Consider the following 20,610-nt stretch of genomic DNA (forward strand, 5'->3'; position numbering starts at 1 on the left):
TAATTAATAATAAACCTTTTAATATGACAAGAGAAACTATAATTGAAAAGCTAAGAAACAAGTATGCAAACTTGGGTCTTGGTGACGAAATTTTAGGGTCGCAAGCAGATTTAATTTTAACCGGAAATCCAACTGATGAAACTATTGATGGAGCAGTCGAGGGTGTAGGGGGATTATTAAAATCTATTCAATCAAGCTTGGATAAGGCAAGACAAAAGCCTGCTGACGAGAAGAAAAAAACTGAAGAGAAAAAAGAAACCGAAGAAAAAAAGGATTCTACTCTTGCGGAAAAGTTTGAAAAACTTCTAGGAACCGTACAGCGATTAGTAACCAAAACAGCTACCGACGACAAAAAGGGGAACCTTGTTAAAGCTTTGACCGCGAAAAGCATTCCGGAGAAATATTACAACAAATTCTTGAATACAGTAGACTACGGCGAAAACTATTCTGAGGAAGAAACCGTAAAAGCCATGGAGGCTGAATTTGAGGATTTCAAACAAGCTTTTGCAACTGAAGGAGCTAAAGGAGGAAACCCGCCTATTGGAACTGGGGGAGCTGACCAAAACAACCAAGTATTGAAAGACATTGAAAGGTTAGGATAAAATCGAAAACAAAAATGAGCAAATTAGGATTAAAGAAGACGGTAGTTGCGGGAGATAAGACAATTTTCGCTCACGTTCTTGAAACTGCTTTAGGCGGTTTCGTATTAGATACAACAGGGCTTACTGTTGGAGATAAGTTACTTGCGGGTACTGCATTTTCGTATGATGAAGCAACGAGAATGGCAAAGCCTGACCAAACGAATCCAAAAGGATTACTGTATGAAGATGTAGTTATTGATTCTGCAACTTCTGTTGATATTGTTCTTAGAGGAACTGTTTACGCAAACAGAATTCCAGCGTTGACCGATGCTTTAAAAGCTAAGATGCCACAAATCATTTTCTCACTTTCTAAATAATTAAAACTATGAGTGAAATTGTAACATCAATATTCGGACAATACGGAACAAGTGGAGCATTGCAGGCTATCATTGACAAAAGAATGGATAGATTCAAAACCAGAGAATTTACCAAATATCTTTCTTGGGACACTCCTCAGGTTGATCTTTCATTTGCAGATGTCATTGGTAGAAGCAGAATTGAAGCAATTGCATCAGTAATTGGTGAAGATGCCGTATCTCCAGTAAGAAGCAGACAAGGACTTGAGAAGCTAGAGGGTAAAATACCTACTATTTCTCATAAGTACTTGATGAAAGCTTCTGATTACAGAAACTACATTACTTTACAGAATCAGAATAACGTTTCTGACGACACAAAGAAAAAACAAATCATTGATCTTATTTTCAATGATGTAAAAAATGCTGCCGACGGTTGTACCGCTAGAGTAGACGTTATGTTCTTGCAGGCGTTATCTACTGGTAAAATTGATTTATCCGTTGCAAACAATCCTGATGGGGTTGCTTATGGTCAAATTGATATGCTACTTCCTGCGGACAATATCCTTACAGCTGATAAAGTATGGACTGATCCAACAGCAAAACCGACAAATGATTTTGAAAAGGTAATTGCTGCAGCACAAGCAAAAGGCAACGGAGATTTTGCAAAAATTCTCATGACCAGACCAACTTTCAATAAACTGAAAGACTCTGCGGAGATCCAGGCAATTTTCAAAAATTCAAATAAAGATAATTATGCATTGGTAACACTTGCCAGAGTAAATGATTTCTTTACTTCTAACGGATTGCCAGCAATTGAACTTCAAGATTCATTGTTTGGACTTGAACAGGATGGAAATATTACCACATTCAAAGCATTTGCTGACGACGTGATTGTATTCGTTCCTCAAGGGCAATTAGGGACTGTTAAGAACGGACTTGTGGTTGAAGGAGACTTAATGCAAGTATCTGGACATTCATATGCAAATGTTGACAAGGTTAAGATCGCTAAGTGGTCCAAAACTGAACCAATGAATGAGTTCACAAGAGGACAGTTACATGCTATTCCGGCATTAACTGCGATTGATGCTGTTTACCATTTAAAACTAAAACTAGCATAATAAATGAAAGTTAGGGATTATTTGTCAGCAAATCTTGAGTTATGGTCGGTTGAAGTATCCGATGCGCTTATTGATGCAGAATTGATTAATGTAGGATTGAATGGCGACTCTGAATACGAACCCGAATTAGAAGTAAAAACTAATACGCTGTTTTACAATTTAATCCCTAAGCTTTTATTATCTCCGAAAAGAGTTTCAGAAGGACAGTTTACAATCGAATATGACAAAGATGCAATGCTCGCATATTACCGCATGATTGCTGACCAGTTAGGACTTCCAAACAATTTGGAAAGAAACAAAATTCGTGATCGTTCAAATCTTTGGTAAATGGCAGTTCAATATCCATATAAACTAGAAGTATTTGTGAAAACAGATGCTATTAAAGACGAAAACGGAAACTGGATTCCCGGATCTGAAGAATGGCAGGACTTCGGTAAATGTCGTGATGAAGACAGCCTTTCAAGTACCAAGACGATTTCTAATGATCAGATTAAGTATGAATATACCTGGTTGATTCAATGCCCTAAAAAGCTAAAGCCTATTGATGTCGGTTCAAGCATAAGGGTCATAGGATCAAAAGGCGAAACAAGGCTTACAGGAGAGGTTTTGAGGGTAAAATACGACCAATTTCATAGTAGAATATGGGTGTAAGAGCAAACTTTAACATGCCGGGTTTAAACCAATATATCAATGATGCTTTGGATGCTAAAATTCAGAACATCATTCGAATTATGCGAGTGGTTGGCGAAGATGCTGTAAACGAGGCTAGGTCTTACGCTAAACAGAATGACTGGCAAGACGTAACCGGAAACCTTAGATCATCTATAGGATATGTTATCACTCTGAATGGTAGTATTGTTGGAGAGGACTTTGAAAAAGTGCAAGGCCCGCAACCAACGACAAAAGATGGAAAGAAAATAGGTTATGATCTGGCGATTGATATTGCTAAAGCACTTCCGGAAATAGCATTGGTTATTGTTGCAGGTATGAACTACGCATCAACAGTTGAAAGTAGAGGGCGTAATGTCCTTACCAGCGCAGAACTAAAAGCAAAATTAAAGCTCAATCAATTTCTAAATAGTATACGGTGAGAAATTCAGTAATAGAAGCCAAACAGTGGATTTATAATGAGTTGAAAAATGGAGGTGTTGGTTCTATTATCACAGGAGATATATATAAAGACTTTAGACCGGCCGGAAGTACCAAGGAGGATATTGTTGTAAACGCAATCACTCTCAACAGCACTTTCTTTCAAACTGGAGCATTCAATGTGAATTGCTATGTGCCATACCTTAAAGTCAAGATCAACTCTATAGATCAAAACGTTCCAAACGAAGTTAGATTAAAAGCCGTTTCCGACAAAGTAAAACCAATTCTGGAAAGAAAATTCACTGACAAATACAATGTTGATATAGAGTTTGAGCAAACCATTATGGATGGCAACGATTGCTATATCAATTTCAGACTAAAATTAAACGCATTTAATAATAATTAAAATTCAATAAAATGGCAGGACAGATTAACAATGGTGTAGCGAAAATTGAATTAGCACCAGTTGCATCAGACGGAGGAATGGGGACCGTCTTTAAAAAATTAGGAGAAACCATGCTGGGAACATTAAAGATCAATATGGAAGACGGTACAACTACTGACTTCAATGTTGAGGAATACGATGATCCTATTTTCACAAGAACAACTAAAGGAGCGATGTCTTTTGATTTTGACGTTGCCAATCCGGACGCTGATACATTGGTTGAGGTTGGAGCAGGGACAAAAGATGCTGATGGAAACTACATTCCGCCTATCGGAAATGTTACCGTAGAAAGATCTTTAAAAATTACACCGGAAATTGGGTTTGGTTTTGATGTGGTAAGAACTCTTATTACCTACAAATTCACTGCCGATATGGGTAAAGACAACCTGCTGGGGGTTTCAGTGAACGCAAAGGTTCTCAGACCAACCAAAGAAAATACACCTTCGTTTGAATTGGTGAAATATCCGGTTCCAACACCTTAATATTTTTCTTTTCAGCGCACTTGCTTAGGTGGGTGCGCTTTTTTTAACTACAAAGTGTACAATTATGGAAGAAGAAAGAATATTAAGCGAAGAGGAAAAGGTAATTGCAGAAGAAAAGGAGCTGAAGGTTTTAAATAGTGTTGGATTTACTGTTAAAACTAAGTTCTGGGGCAAAGAGTTGATTTGGAAGGTTAATAAAATTCCATTGAAAGTAATGTTTGCTCAGAGTTACCGGTTTTTTAAGCTGAAAATAAGCCAGGAAAAACAGGAAAATAATGATTTCCAAGAAATATTGAATTCACAATTTAATTCTGTTGCTGATAACGCTAAACTTTGCGCTGAAATTATTTCCATTACGATTCTGGGAACGAAATGGAACAATTGGCTTTTCCGAAAGCTATTAACTGAACATATTTTCAGCAATATCAATTCAAGAGAACTTCTTGAATTTACACAGAAAGTTCTTGCAATGAACGATTACCAGTCTTTTACGATCTCTACCACATTACTAAGCGCAGTAAGAGTGACGAATCCGATGAAGGTAGAGAAAACGGCCTAAAAACTATTTATGGCCTATGTGGTCAACTATGTCACCACTTTGGATGGACACTCGATTATTTACTTGAAGAGGTAGACTACGCATTTTTACAAAGAATGCTTATTGATGCACCTTCATATGATTACGACAAAGATGAAGATGTGAAAAAAGACTCCAAAAAAGGGAAATCATTCAATTACTCGGAATTATCTCAGGAAAGTTTTTTATCACAGTTGGAGCAATATAAATAATGAAGAATGAATAATGTAGGAGGAGCTTTAAATTTCAATGCAGTTTTAAATCTTAGTGAGTGGAATAGAAATATTGAACGAATTAAAAGAGATCTGCAGAATTTAAATCAAAACACAAAAAAGAATACCAACGACATGGATGCAGCTTTTAAAAATCTGTCAGTTGGTATTGCTAGTTATTTTTCTATTCATGCGGTTAAAGACTTCATCAATGAACTTATTACGGTTCGTGGTGAATTCCAACAGATGGAAAATGCTATTGAGACAATTACCGGATCTACTTCTCAGATGAATAAATTAATGGATGAGTGGAAGGAACTCACTTTAAGATCACCTTTTCGTTTATCCGAAATTGGACAAGCAGGAAAGCAGTTGCTTGCCTACGGTATTGATGTAAACAAGGTAACCCATGATATTGAAATGCTTGCCAATGTAGCTTCAGGTGTTTCTGGAAACATTGGTGATATAGCTTACGTGTATGGAACTTTAAAGACTCAGGGAAGAGCATATACTAGGGATATTCTACAGTTCACAATGCGAGGTATTCCATTAATGGATGAATTAGCCAAAGTAATGAATGTAAATGTTTCAGAGCTTAAAGGGCTAATTGAGGCTGGAAAAGTTGGATTCCCGGAAGTGGAAAAAGCAATGAACAGGCTTACATCTGAAGGTGGTAAATTTAATAACCTTATTGCTAAACAAGCGACGACTTTAACCGGTTCTGTAAATAGACTTAAGCACGAATTTGAATTAATGCTTAATGAAATAGGAACCAACAACGAAAACATCCTGAAAGGAGGAATAGATGCGGTTACGCACCTTATAGAAAATTATCAGGAGGTTGGGAAGGTTCTGCTAACATTGGTTGAAATATATGGTATATACCGAACTGCATTACTAGTCACGGCAGCTATACAAAAAGCTTCAATTGCTATGGAGACTATTAAGATCTGGATTTCATTGGCTAGAAGTATTAAAACTGCAGCAGACGCGCAGGCATTGTTTAATTTGACATCCAAAGCCAATCCTTACACGCTTATAATTACAGTAATAGGTGCTTTGATTGCTATTACTTATAATTACCGTCAGGAACTAGGAGAACTTACCGGCTTAATCGAAGAGCAAACGAATTCACAGAAAGCTCAGGAGGAAGTAATGTCTGAATATCACAGAAATTTTGCCAAAGGAGTTAATGAAACGAAGGCAAATATCTCCGAACTGATAAGCATTATAAATAATGAGTCTTCTACTCTTGAAATGCGTAAAGCTGCCTATGAAAAACTTATTAAAATTGATCAAACTTTTATTGGTGTTCTTGATGGTCAGTATAAAGCAACAAACAGACTTGGCCAAGCATTAGAATTTGTTACTTCAAAGATTGATGCATTTGCAATGGCTCAGGCTAAGGCGGCAGCTTCACGAAAAATACTTGAACAATCATTTGAGGAACAATTTAAACGTGATGCATTAAAAGTCCAGGCTGATTCTGCTCAAAAAGAAGCTGATAAGTGGAAAAAAATGGACGAAGAGGCAAGAAAAGCTGGAAAAGCAAGCCTCGAATACATGAGGAATGCTTATGATGCTGAGAAAAGAAGGGATAAACTTCTCGAACAACTTGAAAAGCAGAGAAAGGTAGCTAATGAGAAAACCGGTATTTCTAACACAATCATCAGAAGTAACCAGCAGGAAATTAATCAAAAAACAAAAGTTCTAAGACAGTTAGAGCAAGAAGTAAAGCTCGGCAAGCTTAATGGCGAACAATTAGAACTTAAAAAGAAACAAATTGAAAAACTCGCTTTTGAACTAAATGGTTTTAAGCCTCAAATAATTCAGTCGCCTGAAGAAATTAAAAAGTCTGAAGGATGGGCTGAAAGGATTAAAGCTCAGATTGAAGAATTGGAAGCACAGGCGCAAAAAGCACCTACTCAAGCAGCATATCAAGCAATTCGGAACAGAATAGACAAGTTAAATGAATTATTAAATCCAAAAAAAAATAAGCAGGAAAATCAACTTGCAGAAATATTACCCGAAGGTTCTATAAAAGAACTTGAAAGAAGAGCTCAGTTGCTAAATGATGCAATTGATACATCGGTTAATGGTATAGTTAAACTTCGAAAGTTAGATAAATTCGGGCATGATAAAGACAAAAAAGGAAATCCGTTTTTAACTGGCGAAACTGTTTCAACTGAAGAAGCTTATAGAAGACTACAGCAATTACAGGATGAAATAGATTCGAAAAGGTATAAGTCTAACAAAGATAGACTGGATGAAACTAAAACCCAGTTTGAAAACTATTATTCTATTGCTTCCTATTACGGAAAAGAAATAGCTGATAAACAATATGCTCCTTTAGTTAGTAAATCTAGAAATTATCTTCAGTATGTAGAGGGAGAAGTTAATGCTATTGAAAAACGAATCGAAGCCGGTGAAAAACTTTCCAAATCTGATCAGGAGTATTTAGTTATGCTCAGAAAGGAAATGGATTCTTTGAACGGTTTTGAAGAACCGATTGAAGCGTTTAAGCGTGAGTTCGAAAATACTTTGAAGTTAATGCCATCGTATGTTGATCAGATCGATGCTATCGATAAAGCAATAGATGATGCGTTCCAGAAAGAGGGTGGAAATAGTAAGCAATTCCTTGATCAAAAAAAATACCTGGAAGAACTCAGAAGAAATGCTCTACAATCTCAAAAGGAACAGTATGCTCAGTTTATTAATGAGCATCAAACTTTTGAACAGCGCAAGGCAGAAATTACGAAGAAGTACGATGACATCCGTCTTAAAATTCAGCAGTCTAATGCTTCTGAAGTTGAAAAGACAAGGCAAACAAATGAAGCTGATAAAGCGCAGGCTAAGGATATTTCTTCGATGTCTGTTGAACTCTTCCAGAAAACAGAGTTATGGGTTAAAGCTTTTGGAGATTTGGAGAGAGTAGGCCCTAAAACATTGCGTAAAATGCGTGATGAATTTAAGAAGTTTTTAGATTCAGATGCTGCTAAGGCATTAAGACCAGAAGATCTGAAAACAGTTCAGGATGCATATAATAAATTGGATGAAAATGTTAGATCACGTAATCCGTTTGCTGCAATAGGTGACGCAATAAGAAAATATGCCGATGAAAAGAAAAAGTTAGCGGATGCAGAAAAAAAATATGGAAAAAATAGTGAACAATATAATAACCAGTTAGATAATACAAAATTTGCTTTAGGTCAAATTTTTACAGTTTCACAAGCAGCTGCGAATGCAACGATTTCTTTTGCAGGTGAGCTTGGAAGCGCACTAGGTCTACTTTCTCAAGAATCCCAACAAGCCCTTAAAGATGCCCAACAGTTATTCGATGGAATTATTAATGCTGTAACAGGGTATATATCTGGAGATTATGCTAAAATGGCGGGTGGGATCCTACAGATGGTTACTTCAATTGCAAAATACATGAATGGTGATGTTGACAGGGCAAGAACTATTCAACAGTGGGGCATTGAAGTTGAAAAGTTGAAATCACTATATGAACAACTTAACAAATCAATTGAGAAAACTGCAGGTGATGCCCAGTTAAAAATGCAACGAGATCTCATTTCGAATCTGAAGCAACAACAAGATCTATTGATCAAGATGCGTCGGATGGAAAATGAAAAGAAAAACTCAGATACTGATAAACTTGCTTCGTATTCACAACAGATTGAAGACATAAACAATAAGATTTCTGATCTGGTTGATGAATTTAAAAATAAGGTTACAACCATTGAGTTTAAAGATTTAGCGCAGAAAATGTCTGATGCATTGGTTGAGGCTTTTGGAAAAGGTGAAGACGCCGCAAACTCATTTGATAAAGTTGTTGATGATGTTATGCGTAATGCAGTTCAGAACGCTTTAAAAATGAAATTTCTTGATGAAGCAGCCCAAAACATGGTTAATGAGCTTTACAGCGCAATGGGATTCGGTAATGGTGATACATCTGATTTACAAAAACAACTAAAGAATGCTCAGGATAGACTTAAATATCTTAATGATCTCATTAACAACGGCAGTCCTTTAAGTGCCGATGCTATTAAAGCCCGATTCGAAAAAGAAGAATTAGAAAAAGTCATTGCGGCATTACAACAACAGATAGCGAGCTCCAATGTTGCCGGTAATTTTGATGGACTCACTCAAGAGGAAAGAGACAAGATAAAAGCAATGGGCGAGGAGGCCATGAAAAAATACATGGAGGCTCTGAAGCAATATCAGGATCTTTTCGGACAGTCCGCTGAAAATGCCCAAGGTTTAAAAGGAGACATTAAAGGAATTACCGAGAAGACGGCCGGAGCATTGGAAGGGCAGATTAATGCCATGAGAATTATGCAAGCAGAGGCATTGAAACGTTTCAAAGATGGCTTAGATGTTATGAGGAGCCAACTTCTTGTTCAATCGCAAATTGAAATGAATACAAGACCAATTAAAGGCATGTATGACTCTCTAAAATCAATTGACTCAAAAATAAAAAATGGCTTAGCCGGAATCTAATGAATACAGAATATATTTTAAAAGAAATCAAAGCTTTCAGCCCTTGTAAAGAGGGCTTTGAAAAAGCTTATAAAGACACTTCAATAAAGAACCTTTGCGAACTGTTTTTTGCAAATTCAGATTGGGCGTTACAGCAAAATTTCCCATCAAAAGAAGTACTTGAAAAATACCGTGGTTATTATGAAAAATACGGGGTTTACTATAGGCAAAGTACTATAAACAAGGCTGTTAATTTGGCTATCTTTGATAGTGAATCTGAAATAGAATTCACGGGATTCGATGTTTCAGAGATTATTGTTCGTGGAAAGTCTAAAATTACAATAAAAGCTTCCGGGTATTCTAAAATATTTGTGACGGTTCTAGACGATTCAGAACTGAATATTGAAAGGTCTGGAAATGCTGAGGTATTTGTTTACCGATTTGGAGGAGTGGTTAATGGAGATTGTGTGGTAAAGCAAAAAGTATGGGATTAAAGTGGTCAATTAATGGAAGGGATTTTGCAGAGTTTGGAATTAATGTTTCAGAGTCTAAAGGGGTTCTTGATAAATTAAAGCCACGCGAAAGAAACTCATACACATGGGCTGAATACCACGGGAAACAATTCGATTTATCTAAGCCATATTTTGAAGCGCGAGAAATGGAACTTCAGTGTTGGCTTAGAGCTTCCGATTCTGATACGCTTACAGAAAATTTCAATTCATTTTTAGCCTTATTCGACACAAAATCTACAAAACGTTTTACTATTGAGCCTTTCGGAAATAAAGAATACGCTTATGAAGTATTACTGAATGGGTCGGCAGACCTTACAAAAGAATTCAGAGATGGTGAAATGTATGGTTCTTTTACGCTAAAATTAACTGAGCCTAACCCTATCAAAAAGATTCTAAAAACAACACTGGACAGCTTTAAAATTTCTTACGAAATAGACTCTGAAACTGAGATTTTCTTCGGTGACGGAACAAAACAGACCGGCCGGGGAAATGTAAGTCTAACTAAAGACTATTCAGCACCTTCTTATGAGAACTCCGGACTGTCAATAGTAAGCACAAGCGGTGTAAACAATCAGTATTTCGAAGTAAGCTCTGTGCCAACAAAAGCTACTGTTTATCAATTCTCTGTGGATGTAACATTGCAGGCTGCAATAGATTTGAAGTTATATGTAATCGGAAGAAAACTAAATAATACATACGTGTCGATATCTATAAGCCCTGTTTTTCAAGGAATAATCGGAGAAAACACATTGTATCTTGTTGATGAGGTTAATATGCCTGACTATGGAAAATTCATATTGAAAGTTTTAGACTCAGACGGAAATGAAATTCCGGGAATAGTTTACAGTAATCCTCGCATTGAAACCGCTGAGGTTGTTGGAGAATGGCAAAACATGTTAGGAAAAGAAAAAATAATAATCATTGCTGGAAATATCGAGGATATTAAAAATCTACAGACTCCAGCAGAAATAATTTGGGAAAAAATATAAAGAAATGGGAGTAAACGTTAATGCAGGACAAGTAACAATAAATGTTAGTGATACCATTCCACCGGCAAATTTGGCAACAATTGATAAGGATGGCTTAATTGGAAATGCCCCTTCGAAAGAACAGTTTAATGATTGGAAGGAAGAAGTAGAGGACAAAGTAGATAAAATATCAACATCGGGTATAAAAGGAGAAGCAACTCCTACGAGTTCACCAACGGCATATGATCCAACAACATATCCAAAGGGGTTGTATGAGAAATGGGAAGTGAAAACAGCGGGAACTTATACTAATTTCAAAGATGCAAGTAATCAACCAATAGTTGTTACATCTACAGATCTTACCCAAAAACTAGTGTACATCAATATGACAAATGGTGTAGCAAAGTTAGATCCAATCTCAATACCAGGAGCAGCAATTGATGATTCATTTGAAGTTTCTAATATTACAAAAGCTCAGAACGCAAAAAACATCAATCACTGGCTGGTCAACGACGTTGAAGGGGGGGAATCCGATGATGTAAATCAAACAATAGAAGAAGTAGGAGATTTTTTTAAAAATATTGGAATAACACTTAATGGAGATTCTTCAGACTCGTTAAATTATGATATTATTTCTTGTAAATCTAACGATAACCCTGACAATATTACGAATCAAGACAAATATATTACCAAAGCACATATTAGATTGACTACAGGAGGACAATTTAAATTTTGTGTAGGTACTTGGGATGGTTCTAAATATATTGTAAGATGGCTTTCTGATGTGTTTACTGGTGTAAGTGGCTGGAATGCATTTGATTTTACCAACATAAAGTTGTTGAAAAATGAAATAATTGGCGTTACAGGTGTTGCGGGTTCTTCTGCTCAAATCGCTTATGGATTTGGCGCTACAGGCAATAGATTTTCCCAGTTAAAAACTGATTCAAATAGTACTTGGGGACCAGCAGGAAGTTATTATGCTTTGTGGTTTGAGCTTAATGATATAGATATTGTTACAATCCCTTCAGATGGAAAATTTAACATTGCGAAATCTGTGAGTAAAGTTGTTTCAGACTATTCACTTAATGGATATACAGGTGTTGAAAAATTAAAAGGAGAATCTGTTGTAAGTGTTGATTCCGATGCAACAGCCGGATATGCTATTAACAAAATAGAACTTGACACCTCATATAAGTTAGAAAAACTTGAAATCCGAACAGTAACAGCTGGTACATATCAGATTGCAATAGGATTTATTGAACAGGCTGGAAAATTTATTGAAAAAAAGGTGCTCACAAAATCATTGACTGCGGGATTAAACACTGTTACAATTGACCCTGTTATTCTTGAAGTAGGTGATTATGTTGGATTTAAGTTTCCAAGTAAATATCCAGTCAATAACACTCCTTCAGTTGCGGGCTTATGGGCAAGTAGTTCGTATACAGGAGCATTAACCCAGGTAGCAGGAAAGTCACTGCCAATCAAGTTGTTTTTGAAGGAATACATATCTACTCCTATAGCCACCAAATCAGATTTAAATAATGTAACTGCTTCTGTTAATGGATTGCAACAAATATTTACCCATGAGGGTAAAAAAGTTGGGTTAACATTTAATAGCGATGGTACAGTAGAGTGGTCATATATTGAAGGCTACTCTAATATTTTACATTTAGGGAATTCTATTGCCAAGCATGCATTAACATCTTATTGGTGGGGATCATGGGGAATGGCTGCTTCAGAACTTTCAAAGGATTATGTCCATAGGTTTTTAGCTAAGATGCAAGTTCTAAAACCGGCTGCAGCTACATCTGTTTTAAATATTGCAGAATGGGAGGTTAACCCATCAGGATGGAATAAGAGCACTCTTGATCCGTATTTGATTGGAAAAGACTTAATATGTATTCGTTTGGGAGAAAATGCAACATATAATGGTACTTTCAAAACAGAATTTGCCTCATTAATAAGTTACATTAAATCTAAGAATTCAACTGCGAAAATTCTAATTGGAGGTGTTTTCTGGGCAGATTCAAACAAAGATACAGCTATGTCTGAAGTTGCTTCTGAAAATAGTTTACCATTTGTTTCATTATCACATTTAGATATTCCTGCAAATAAATCTTACATGGGAGCTCAGGTTAAAGGTGATGATGGACAATGGCATACTGTGAATAATACAGGTGTTGCTATACACCCTGGTGATTTGGGTATGGATGCAATTGCAACAGAATTATTTAATGCTTTAGGACTTTAGCCTAATGAATAATATAACAATATACAGAAACGGATCGCCCTTGTTCAATTTGATTGAGCGAGGGAAACGTTCTGTAGAATCAGCAACACTTAATCGGGTTATGCTTTCGGATGATTCGGTATCAATCAAATTGAATTCCCGGGAAAAGCTGGATATTCTGATTAATGATTATTTCGTATTGTTCGATTCTGTTTATCGTATCAATACATTGCCGTCATTGGTGAAAAATAGCAATACCTCGTACGAATACAATATTACCGCGCAGGGCTTAATGTTCGATATGCAGAGATGTAAGTATTTTAATGCCGATGCGACCGGTTTCGGCCCGGATCTGGAATTTCCTTTGATCGGAACTATTGAGGTTTTCTTGCTTGCTGTTAAAAACAATATGAAGCGTTTTTCTGCCAATTGGGAGCTCGGGAATTTTACCAATGGAGAAACCAAAACAATAACTTTTGGGGATGATACTTGTCTTTCCGCAATGCAGAAGATCTGCAACGAGTTCAAGACTGATTTCTGGATTAAATACGAAAGTGGTAAATACGTTATTCATACCGGAGATTATGGCAAGAAAGTGCCTCTGAAGTTTGAATACGGAAAAGGAAAGGGGCTTTATTCTTTGTCACGAAATAACGTTGATGATAACGACATTGTAAACAGGCTTTATGTTTTCGGGGGGACAAATAATATTCCAAATGAGTACCGAAATTTCAGTAAGAGATTAAAATTACCAGGTGCTGATTATTTGGAAGATGCAGGATCAATATCAGCTTTCGGCCTAAAAGAAGGCTCAATCACTTTTGATGAAATATATCCAAAGAGAACAGGAAAGATCACTTCATTAGGAGACACTAAATTCAAGTTTTCAGACTCCACAATGGATTTTGATTTGAACGAGAGAGAATCCGATGGAGTAACGACAAAGTATTTAGTTCCGGGGACTTCGGCAAAGATCAGTGTCAAGACCGGGAATCTGGCCGGTTACGAATTCGAAACCAAGAAAGGGGGGTACAATCACACCACAAAGACTTTTGAAATAATTCCTTTCAAAAATGATCAAGGACAAAGCTTTCCAGATGAAAATTCAACTGCCTTTCAATTTGCTGTAGGTGATGAATATGTGTTGATAGATATTGTAATGCCTAAAACCTATATAGACAATGCCGAAAACGAACTACTTAAAAAAGGACTGGAACAATTTGAGCTAAACAAGAATGCGAAAGTTTCTTATGATCTAAATGTCGATCCGGCTTATATGGAAAAAATTGGAGTAGGGAAGTTTGATATTGGTGATTACATTCAGGTTTATGATCAGGTTCTGGGAATTGATAAGATTTTGAGAGTAAATCAAACGACAATAGATTTTATACAAAATGGAGATTATAATCCCTATCGTACTAAAATTGTCATTGCTGAATCTTATGAGATCAACTACGCCTCACAGATCGTACTCGACGTAAAGCAGATTAAAAATGTTATGTCGATCACTAATTTAGGACAGATAAACTATTCAAAATTAGGTTTAAAAACCACTGAGGAGCTTAAGAATCTTGTTTTTGATACCGATGATTATTTTAATCCTGAGAACATCCGGCCGAATTCTATCGAAACAAATATGATTTCGGTAGGAGCTAGGTCACAGCAAATAAGCTGCAGTGTTGTGTTCTATGTAATGTTTGAAAATGATAAGAATAAAGTCAAAGTAAATCCGGGAATTATTTACTCTCAAACTTTTGACAAAGAATGGAATATTCCGGAGAATGTAGAAACCATTCCAGATGATCAGTTCAGATACGTTTATGGTAAATGCTCAAAAACAGATCAAATCGGATCAATTGTCTTCACTCAGGAACAGATCAAATTTGATGCAGACGCGAATGATTATTACTTTCTGATCGGAATTCTTCACTCCGTTGTCGATGGCGTTAGGGTTTTATCCATTACCGTAGGAACAACAACCATAAATGGTGGGTTGATTAGAACCGGTATTATTTCATCACTGGATGGTCAAATGACTATCAATCTGGACACGCAGGAAATAAAAGGTAAAATCAAGTTTACTGACGGTTCGGACGGTTTTACCTCTATTGATAATGGCTTACTGATGTCTCAAGTGATTGAAGTCGGAAACAGTACAGAAAGAAATGCTTTTATTTCATCTGTAACAGATGCTGGTGGTGATAGTATAAGATTCGGTGCAGGTGCGGACTATACTCATAAGGATGACGCCGTCTTCAAAGTACTACAGAATGGAAAATTGATTGCACAGAATGCCAACATAAAAGGGGTTATTGAAGCCGAAACCGGAACAATAGGCGGTATAAATGGATGGCATATAACACCATCAACATTAACCAGTACCACGGGTAAAATTCTGTTTGGAACAGTGAATAGTAATGGTGATCTGGTTGATGGTTTAATGATTTCAAATGATGTACACCCTAATAGCCAGTACATAGGCAATTTCATTATTAATTCCTCAAAAGATGGTGGTAATGTAATAAATACAGGAGCGTCAATATCTGCCTCAGGAAACAATGTTGGCAATACGGCTTTAGAATTAAGCGCAACAGGCCCACAAGGTAATAATAACGCACTAACAGTGAACGACGGTTATGTTTTCTTAAATAATATAGGTGGTGCGGGATTTAAGGGCTTTAAAGTATATGTACCTGCATTAGGAGGGCAATTATACGAAGGTTTTTCTGGACAAAAGACAATTGGAGGGACTGTATGTTTTTTTCAGAATGGACTTTTTATAGGATAATAAAATATAGAATAATGAAGGAATTTATATCAAATAATTTAATGGCTATTCACTCTGGAGGAATTGGAGGGAAAGTCTGGGCATCTTTTCAATTAGCAGCAGTTCCGGCTGTTGGATTGTCCATTTCTGAAAGATTCACAGGATGGTATGTTGAGAGCTTTGTTTTTATATGGATGTTGGGATTTGCCTTGGTTGCTGATTTAATCGTGGGTATTTGGAAGCATTTACTAAATGAAACGTTTTCACCAAAAAAAATGCTTTGGGGGTTCGGGCAAAAATTAGGGCTTATCATTTTAGTCTACTTTCTAACGGAAGCTTTTATTCAAATCATTTCCGATGCAGATTTAGACAGTGTTTACTTTAAGGTAGCAACAAAGTTGATGATTTTTATTTATCCCGCAGGGAACGCACTCGTAAATGTTGGAATAATAACGAAGGGAAAATTTCCTCCGTTGGGCTTTTTAAAAAAGTTTGAGAAATTCAATAATACACTTGATGTTAATGTATTTAAACAAAAGGAAGATGAAAGTAAGAATACTGATAATAATCCTTCTGAGTAGTTTATTACTCGGATGTAGGACCAAGCATAAAACGTCTTTTTATTCCAAGGAAGGCAAGACGGAAATTGAGCGAATAAAACTGGATTCTGTAAAAGAAAAGGAGGTTAAGGAGTCAACTAAGAAAGTGACTGATCAGACGGTCAAAAAGAAGCTGGAAGATTTTTCCGGAGACATTATCATTAAAGGGAAATCCGACACTTTAAATCCTTTGATCTTCCACAATGTGGTTTCTGGAGATACGTTGCAAAGTATTGTCATTCGCGGAACTGCTGATTATTATATAAACAACCACTACCGGAAAACTTCTGAGGACAAACAAGAAATATCCAACGTTGAAAAGACAAACATTATCCAGGACCTAGCAAAGACAGCAGTGTCAAAGGAAACGATCAAGGCAGTTGCTGCAGAAGTTGAAAAGAAAACCAATGACATAAAAACCAAAGGCTTTCAAGCCGGACTGTGGATGGTATTTGCTATTCTGGGAATAGTCTTAATCGTAATATTTTTTACTTACAAATACTTTAGAAAATGAAAACATCACAAAAAGGAATAAATCTAATTACATCATTTGAGGGATTCAGCTCAAAGCCTTATCTGGATTCTGCAGGAATTCCGACAATTGGTTATGGTAATACGTACTATCCAGGAGGAAAGAAAGTGACAATGAAAGATACAGCGATCACAAAAGAGAAAGGAGTTGAATTATTCGCTGCAGTTCTTCCTACTTATGAAAAGATTGTGAATTCAAAAGTAAAAGTTCCATTGACTCAGAATCAATTTGATGCTCTTGTTTCACACACTTACAATACCGGAGGATCTGACGGGTTATTTGCTTTGGTCAACAAAAGAGCTGCAGATTCAGAAATAAGAAATTGGTTCACTACGAAATACATTACTGCCGGAGGAAAAACGCTAAACGGGCTGATACGAAGAAGAAAAGCGGAGGCTGACTTGTTCTTTTCAAAGTAAGCTGAAGTACTACAAGACCGTTTTTAAATAGCGTTATGGTTTTCCGTAATGTTGCATTTTGTAAATAAGTGTATATTTGTTTTAAAACAATAACCTTAAATATTAAGATGCCAATTCCTGATTTTGATCACAATAATGTCCTTCCTCCACATTTGGGAAACCCAGCTGACCCCAGTCATGTTTCTCCTTATGAATGTACTAGTATTGAATTCTGTTTACAATTTTCAACTTCACCATCTCGTATCATTCTACTAAAAAACTTTATTCAATTTAGATCTAAAATTAGAGAAATGGGGTTAAATTATGGATACCAATGGCTTGACGGTAGTTTTTTAGAAGATATTGAAAAATCAGAAAACCGGAGTCCAAATGACATTGATGTTGTCACGTTCTTTGGCGGCGCGAGTATGGATTTGCTTGAAAACGTTAATTCCGAGTTTCCCGAATTTTTTAATCCTAAATTATCAAAGAGTGTTTATAAAATGGACCATTATGCTGTTCAAGTAGATTATAATCCGTTTTTTACAGTTGAATCGGCAAGATATTGGATACAGTTATTTACACATAAACGAAATGGAGTATGGAAAGGTATGGTAAAAATTCCATTAAATTCCGTTAACGAAGACGAAGAAGCGTTAAATTATTTAAATACTCTAACGTGATGAGCATATATAGTAAAATTCAACATATCAAGGCGCAAATAATAGATACAGAAAGATTGCTTGAGATGGTTCAGGAACATCCATTTATGTCTATTGGTTTGAAAGAAAAAATAGAGACATTGAAGCAAGAATTGCTAGATATTCCTGAAATTTTACACGATCCCGTAATGCAATTTTTATTTAGCGGAGATGCTGTTAATGGCTCAGACGGTATTAAATCTACATTTGTTAGTAAGATTACACCGCCAGTGCAAGGTTTGGTTCAATCGCAATTAGCGTTAAACAAATACGGCAAAGTAGGAAAAAGGGGGCGGGCAAGACGAAAAGGCAAAAACGATCTGTATATAACAGGATTACCAAAGGGGTCATTTGGAATAGAATTGACTAGAATTGATTACGATGAAAATGATCTTTATGATCTAGTTGATACTTCTGAGGCAATGAAAGATGTTATTAATTTAATTAAACAGACTGCCGAAAGTGATGAATCATTCAAAATTGTATTAGAAAATACTCCAAAAAGAAACCTAAATAATTTGAAAAAATTATTTCAAGAAATAGCAAATGAAAAATCCATCCTGAAAATGGATAGTGGTGAATTACACGTAGAACTAACAAGAGAACAAGTTGACGCAGCTGCACGAAGAGTCTCCGATGCAGTAGAAGATGAAAATGATATAGTTTTGAATGCAATATTCAGAGGACTTCTTTTGAACTCTAATAGGTTTGAAATTCTAGATGAAGAAGGAAATTCCATTTCTGGAACAATTAGTACTGAACTTGATGAGGATACTTTGATAGAATATGATAGATTATTTCTTAATAGAGAATGTGCAATCCACTTAAAAGAATATAAAATAAAGTATGCAGCAGGCAATGAAAGAATAGAATATGAATTATTAGAAATAAAGGAAAAATAAAAATTCCCCACTGTTAGGTGGGGATCAATTTTTTAATCTACATGTTTGCTAAGTGAAAGACAAACTCCTACTGTGCTAGGTGGGGGAGTATCCCTAGGATTTGAAATCCAAATACCAATCAATACGTTTTCAATATGAACCTGTGAAATTTCACTAGTTCCAATTTTCAAACCGCTGGGAGAGATTTTCACATTGACAGATTTGAAATACACATTTCCTCGCTTAATTGTTACCGTATCCGGAGATTCAAAAGATATTTCAACAAATATATTTCTTGATCCTTCGCGTATAGTTAGGGTATTAGCAACGAAATTTATATCCCATGTACCCAAGGAGTACTCTAATATGCTGTCTTTTATAGATAGTAATAATTCATTATTTTTATTATACAATTCAGCATCGATAAGATAATGTCCATCAATTATTGTTACTTTAATAATTGGCTGCTCTAAAATTTGTAATGCGATTAAACTTGTTATATTACCGCTATATAGAGTTGAAAAAGTACAATCGCCAATATTTACAATTGCTTTTTCTCCTTCAAAATACAACGGATCCGGTGTCGAAAAATCTCTATTTAAATTAAATGGTTTTTCATTAGCCTTTTTCACCATTTCTGGAGACAATCTTCTAGATGTTTTCGCTCTGTGATGTGTTGGGCAGAGAAGTGTAAATTCAGATGCTACATGTCTTTGAACAACGCTCCATTCTAACATGTGTTCATAGTCATACACTGGACAACCACAAATTACACATCCAAAACCACATCTTTGTCGAACCTCTCGTTCTATAGGTTTCGGAATTGCTGGGCGATCTTTTGCCATAGTAATTAATTTTAATTTTAGGATCTGCAAATATTTGTAATTTCGCAGTGTGCTATTACGTTGGGCTAACAACTTCAAATAAAATTCCCCATATAAAACAGTGGGGGATTTTTTTAATCAACAATATGAGTTGTTACGTTAATTTCTCTCGTGTTTTCTAATTCTATACTTTCCACTCCATATAATTCCATATATCCGCATTCAGGACAAGTGTATAATTTAGATGGTAAATGTTTTGTCATAGATTCAAAACCACCGTTTACAATTTCAACATTTTCTAGGGCAACTAAATTGTAGTTAGAAATCTTAATTTCAGGGTGGTTAATACACATAACTTCTCCCTGTTCGTTTTTAGGCATGATTTATTGTTTTTGATTGTTAAACGGCCAATATACAAACAATTCAAAACCAATCATTACGGTTTCCCGTAGAGTTATTACTACAGTCTAACCGTATATTTACGGAGTTTTTTTAAGAGACAAGTACAAGTCAAGTTTTTTTTAATGTCCCTGGCTATGGCTAGGGATTTTTATATAGTAAAACCCTCCTTTTTAGGGGAGGGCAAAGGTACGTAGAGATAGTACAACTATTATGAATTGTAAATGTCAGCATAAATAGTTTTAGTTTATATTGTCTCAATCATAAGATTCTATTTTAAATTGTCGTAACTGAAAGAAAATATTTTAGTTTTAACTCATGGTTGTCTGGGAGGTTTTTTATATCATAAGATAATTTTTAACAAATTGGATTATTAATATACTTGTTGCAATTTCCAAATATTTTTATAAGAAGATACCACAAAAATAAACTTTTCATTAAACAGTGATGATAATGG

22 protein-coding genes are annotated in these 20,610 nt (G+C 35.8%); 20 read left to right on the top strand and 2 right to left on the bottom strand.

Annotation, left to right across the window (positions count from 1 at the left end; translation table 11 throughout):
* The first annotated feature begins 23 nt into the window (after positions 1–23).
* From PZ898_RS20520 to PZ898_RS20615, 20 genes are all read left to right on the top strand, one after another.
* Positions 24–602, top strand: a complete 579-nt coding sequence (locus PZ898_RS20520; protein ID WP_277694115.1) for a hypothetical protein — start codon at positions 24–26, stop codon at positions 600–602.
* A gap of 14 nt (positions 603–616) precedes the next feature.
* A complete protein-coding gene (locus PZ898_RS20525; RefSeq protein WP_233332889.1) occupies positions 617–958 on the top strand; it encodes a hypothetical protein in 342 nt (113 codons plus the stop codon).
* 8 nt (positions 959–966) lie between these two features.
* Positions 967–2,055: a major capsid protein gene (locus PZ898_RS20530; protein WP_277694116.1), complete on the top strand. Its 1,089-nt coding sequence runs from the start codon at positions 967–969 to the stop codon at positions 2,053–2,055.
* Positions 2,056–2,058: 3 nt separating this feature from the next.
* Entirely contained in the window at positions 2,059–2,382 is a 324-nt protein-coding gene (locus PZ898_RS20535; RefSeq protein ID WP_277694117.1) for a DUF6706 family protein, read from the top strand.
* A complete protein-coding gene (locus tag PZ898_RS20540; RefSeq protein WP_277694118.1) occupies positions 2,383–2,706 on the top strand; it encodes a hypothetical protein in 324 nt (107 codons plus the stop codon).
* On the top strand, positions 2,697–3,146 hold the full coding sequence (locus PZ898_RS20545; RefSeq protein WP_277694119.1) for a hypothetical protein: 450 nt from the start codon (positions 2,697–2,699) through the stop codon (positions 3,144–3,146). The genes PZ898_RS20540 and PZ898_RS20545 overlap by 10 nt, the downstream gene beginning before the upstream one ends.
* Positions 3,143–3,550 carry a hypothetical protein gene (locus PZ898_RS20550; RefSeq protein WP_277694120.1) on the top strand — a complete coding sequence of 136 codons (408 nt, stop codon included), beginning with the start codon at positions 3,143–3,145 and terminating at the stop codon, positions 3,548–3,550. The genes PZ898_RS20545 and PZ898_RS20550 overlap by 4 nt, the downstream gene beginning before the upstream one ends.
* An 11-nt stretch (positions 3,551–3,561) precedes the next feature.
* Positions 3,562–4,071 (top strand): hypothetical protein, encoded by a 510-nt coding sequence (locus tag PZ898_RS20555; RefSeq protein WP_277694121.1) that lies wholly within the window; start codon positions 3,562–3,564, stop codon positions 4,069–4,071.
* Between the two features lie 64 nt (positions 4,072–4,135).
* Positions 4,136–4,630: a hypothetical protein gene (locus tag PZ898_RS20560; protein ID WP_277694122.1), complete on the top strand. Its 495-nt coding sequence runs from the start codon at positions 4,136–4,138 to the stop codon at positions 4,628–4,630.
* Positions 4,631–4,725: 95 nt separating this feature from the next.
* Positions 4,726–4,860, top strand: a complete 135-nt coding sequence (locus PZ898_RS20565; RefSeq protein WP_002984504.1) for a hypothetical protein — start codon at positions 4,726–4,728, stop codon at positions 4,858–4,860.
* 6 nt (positions 4,861–4,866) lie between these two features.
* Positions 4,867–9,363, top strand: a complete 4,497-nt coding sequence (locus PZ898_RS20570; RefSeq protein WP_277694123.1) for a tape measure protein — start codon at positions 4,867–4,869, stop codon at positions 9,361–9,363.
* Positions 9,363–9,836 (top strand): hypothetical protein, encoded by a 474-nt coding sequence (locus tag PZ898_RS20575; RefSeq protein ID WP_277694124.1) that lies wholly within the window; start codon positions 9,363–9,365, stop codon positions 9,834–9,836. Before PZ898_RS20570 ends, PZ898_RS20575 begins: the two co-directional genes overlap by 1 nt.
* Entirely contained in the window at positions 9,827–10,843 is a 1,017-nt protein-coding gene (locus PZ898_RS20580) for a hypothetical protein (RefSeq protein ID WP_277694125.1), read from the top strand. Before PZ898_RS20575 ends, PZ898_RS20580 begins: the two co-directional genes overlap by 10 nt.
* A gap of 4 nt (positions 10,844–10,847) precedes the next feature.
* Positions 10,848–13,073, top strand: a complete 2,226-nt coding sequence (locus tag PZ898_RS20585) for a hypothetical protein (RefSeq protein ID WP_277694126.1) — start codon at positions 10,848–10,850, stop codon at positions 13,071–13,073.
* Positions 13,074–13,077: 4 nt separating this feature from the next.
* On the top strand, positions 13,078–15,840 hold the full coding sequence (locus tag PZ898_RS20590) for a hypothetical protein (RefSeq protein WP_277694127.1): 2,763 nt from the start codon (positions 13,078–13,080) through the stop codon (positions 15,838–15,840).
* A 14-nt stretch (positions 15,841–15,854) separates the two neighbouring features.
* Complete coding sequence (locus tag PZ898_RS20595) at positions 15,855–16,400, top strand: phage holin family protein (protein ID WP_277694128.1); 546 nt, start codon at positions 15,855–15,857, stop codon at positions 16,398–16,400.
* Positions 16,363–16,932 carry a hypothetical protein gene (locus PZ898_RS20600; protein WP_277694129.1) on the top strand — a complete coding sequence of 190 codons (570 nt, stop codon included), beginning with the start codon at positions 16,363–16,365 and terminating at the stop codon, positions 16,930–16,932. Before PZ898_RS20595 ends, PZ898_RS20600 begins: the two co-directional genes overlap by 38 nt.
* The gene (locus PZ898_RS20605; protein WP_277694130.1) at positions 16,929–17,369 is read left to right on the top strand and encodes a lysozyme; all 441 of its coding nucleotides are present in this window, start codon (positions 16,929–16,931) and stop codon (positions 17,367–17,369) included. The genes PZ898_RS20600 and PZ898_RS20605 overlap by 4 nt, the downstream gene beginning before the upstream one ends.
* 107 nt (positions 17,370–17,476) lie before the next feature.
* A complete protein-coding gene (locus PZ898_RS20610) occupies positions 17,477–18,031 on the top strand; it encodes a hypothetical protein (protein WP_277694131.1) in 555 nt (184 codons plus the stop codon).
* On the top strand, positions 18,031–18,951 hold the full coding sequence (locus PZ898_RS20615; RefSeq protein WP_277694132.1) for a hypothetical protein: 921 nt from the start codon (positions 18,031–18,033) through the stop codon (positions 18,949–18,951). Before PZ898_RS20610 ends, PZ898_RS20615 begins: the two co-directional genes overlap by 1 nt.
* Positions 18,952–18,983: 32 nt before the next feature.
* Here PZ898_RS20615 and PZ898_RS20620 read toward each other — a convergent pair whose 3' ends face one another.
* Both PZ898_RS20620 and PZ898_RS20625 read right to left on the bottom strand, forming a co-directional pair.
* Positions 18,984–19,775, bottom strand: coding sequence for a cell division protein (locus PZ898_RS20620; RefSeq protein WP_277694133.1), 792 nt, complete (start codon positions 19,773–19,775; stop codon positions 18,984–18,986).
* 113 nt (positions 19,776–19,888) lie between these two features.
* Positions 19,889–20,134, bottom strand: a complete 246-nt coding sequence (locus PZ898_RS20625) for a hypothetical protein (protein WP_277694134.1) — start codon at positions 20,132–20,134, stop codon at positions 19,889–19,891.
* Positions 20,135–20,610 lie beyond the last annotated feature (476 nt).

The sequence above is a fragment of the Chryseobacterium sp. WX genome, assembly GCF_029542485.1.
Lineage (GTDB): Bacteria > Bacteroidota > Bacteroidia > Flavobacteriales > Weeksellaceae > Chryseobacterium > Chryseobacterium cucumeris.

Coding starts and splice junctions, on each gene's coding strand:
- PZ898_RS20555 (WP_277694121.1), top strand. CDS start 3,562: ATGGCAGGACAGATTAACAATGGTGTAGCGAAAATTGAATTAGCACCA.
- PZ898_RS20590 (WP_277694127.1), top strand. CDS start 13,078: ATGAATAATATAACAATATACAGAAACGGATCGCCCTTGTTCAATTTG.
- PZ898_RS20600 (WP_277694129.1), top strand. CDS start 16,363: ATGAAAGTAAGAATACTGATAATAATCCTTCTGAGTAGTTTATTACTC.
- PZ898_RS20570 (WP_277694123.1), top strand. CDS start 4,867: ATGAATAATGTAGGAGGAGCTTTAAATTTCAATGCAGTTTTAAATCTT.
- PZ898_RS20620 (WP_277694133.1), bottom strand. CDS start 19,775: ATGGCAAAAGATCGCCCAGCAATTCCGAAACCTATAGAACGAGAGGTT.
- PZ898_RS20545 (WP_277694119.1), top strand. CDS start 2,697: ATGGGTGTAAGAGCAAACTTTAACATGCCGGGTTTAAACCAATATATC.
- PZ898_RS20610 (WP_277694131.1), top strand. CDS start 17,477: ATGCCAATTCCTGATTTTGATCACAATAATGTCCTTCCTCCACATTTG.
- PZ898_RS20530 (WP_277694116.1), top strand. CDS start 967: ATGAGTGAAATTGTAACATCAATATTCGGACAATACGGAACAAGTGGA.
- PZ898_RS20535 (WP_277694117.1), top strand. CDS start 2,059: ATGAAAGTTAGGGATTATTTGTCAGCAAATCTTGAGTTATGGTCGGTT.
- PZ898_RS20560 (WP_277694122.1), top strand. CDS start 4,136: ATGGAAGAAGAAAGAATATTAAGCGAAGAGGAAAAGGTAATTGCAGAA.
- PZ898_RS20585 (WP_277694126.1), top strand. CDS start 10,848: ATGGGAGTAAACGTTAATGCAGGACAAGTAACAATAAATGTTAGTGAT.
- PZ898_RS20565 (WP_002984504.1), top strand. CDS start 4,726: ATGCTTATTGATGCACCTTCATATGATTACGACAAAGATGAAGATGTG.
- PZ898_RS20520 (WP_277694115.1), top strand. CDS start 24: ATGACAAGAGAAACTATAATTGAAAAGCTAAGAAACAAGTATGCAAAC.
- PZ898_RS20580 (WP_277694125.1), top strand. CDS start 9,827: ATGGGATTAAAGTGGTCAATTAATGGAAGGGATTTTGCAGAGTTTGGA.
- PZ898_RS20605 (WP_277694130.1), top strand. CDS start 16,929: ATGAAAACATCACAAAAAGGAATAAATCTAATTACATCATTTGAGGGA.
- PZ898_RS20625 (WP_277694134.1), bottom strand. CDS start 20,134: ATGCCTAAAAACGAACAGGGAGAAGTTATGTGTATTAACCACCCTGAA.
- PZ898_RS20540 (WP_277694118.1), top strand. CDS start 2,383: ATGGCAGTTCAATATCCATATAAACTAGAAGTATTTGTGAAAACAGAT.
- PZ898_RS20575 (WP_277694124.1), top strand. CDS start 9,363: ATGAATACAGAATATATTTTAAAAGAAATCAAAGCTTTCAGCCCTTGT.
- PZ898_RS20525 (WP_233332889.1), top strand. CDS start 617: ATGAGCAAATTAGGATTAAAGAAGACGGTAGTTGCGGGAGATAAGACA.
- PZ898_RS20615 (WP_277694132.1), top strand. CDS start 18,031: ATGAGCATATATAGTAAAATTCAACATATCAAGGCGCAAATAATAGAT.
- PZ898_RS20595 (WP_277694128.1), top strand. CDS start 15,855: ATGAAGGAATTTATATCAAATAATTTAATGGCTATTCACTCTGGAGGA.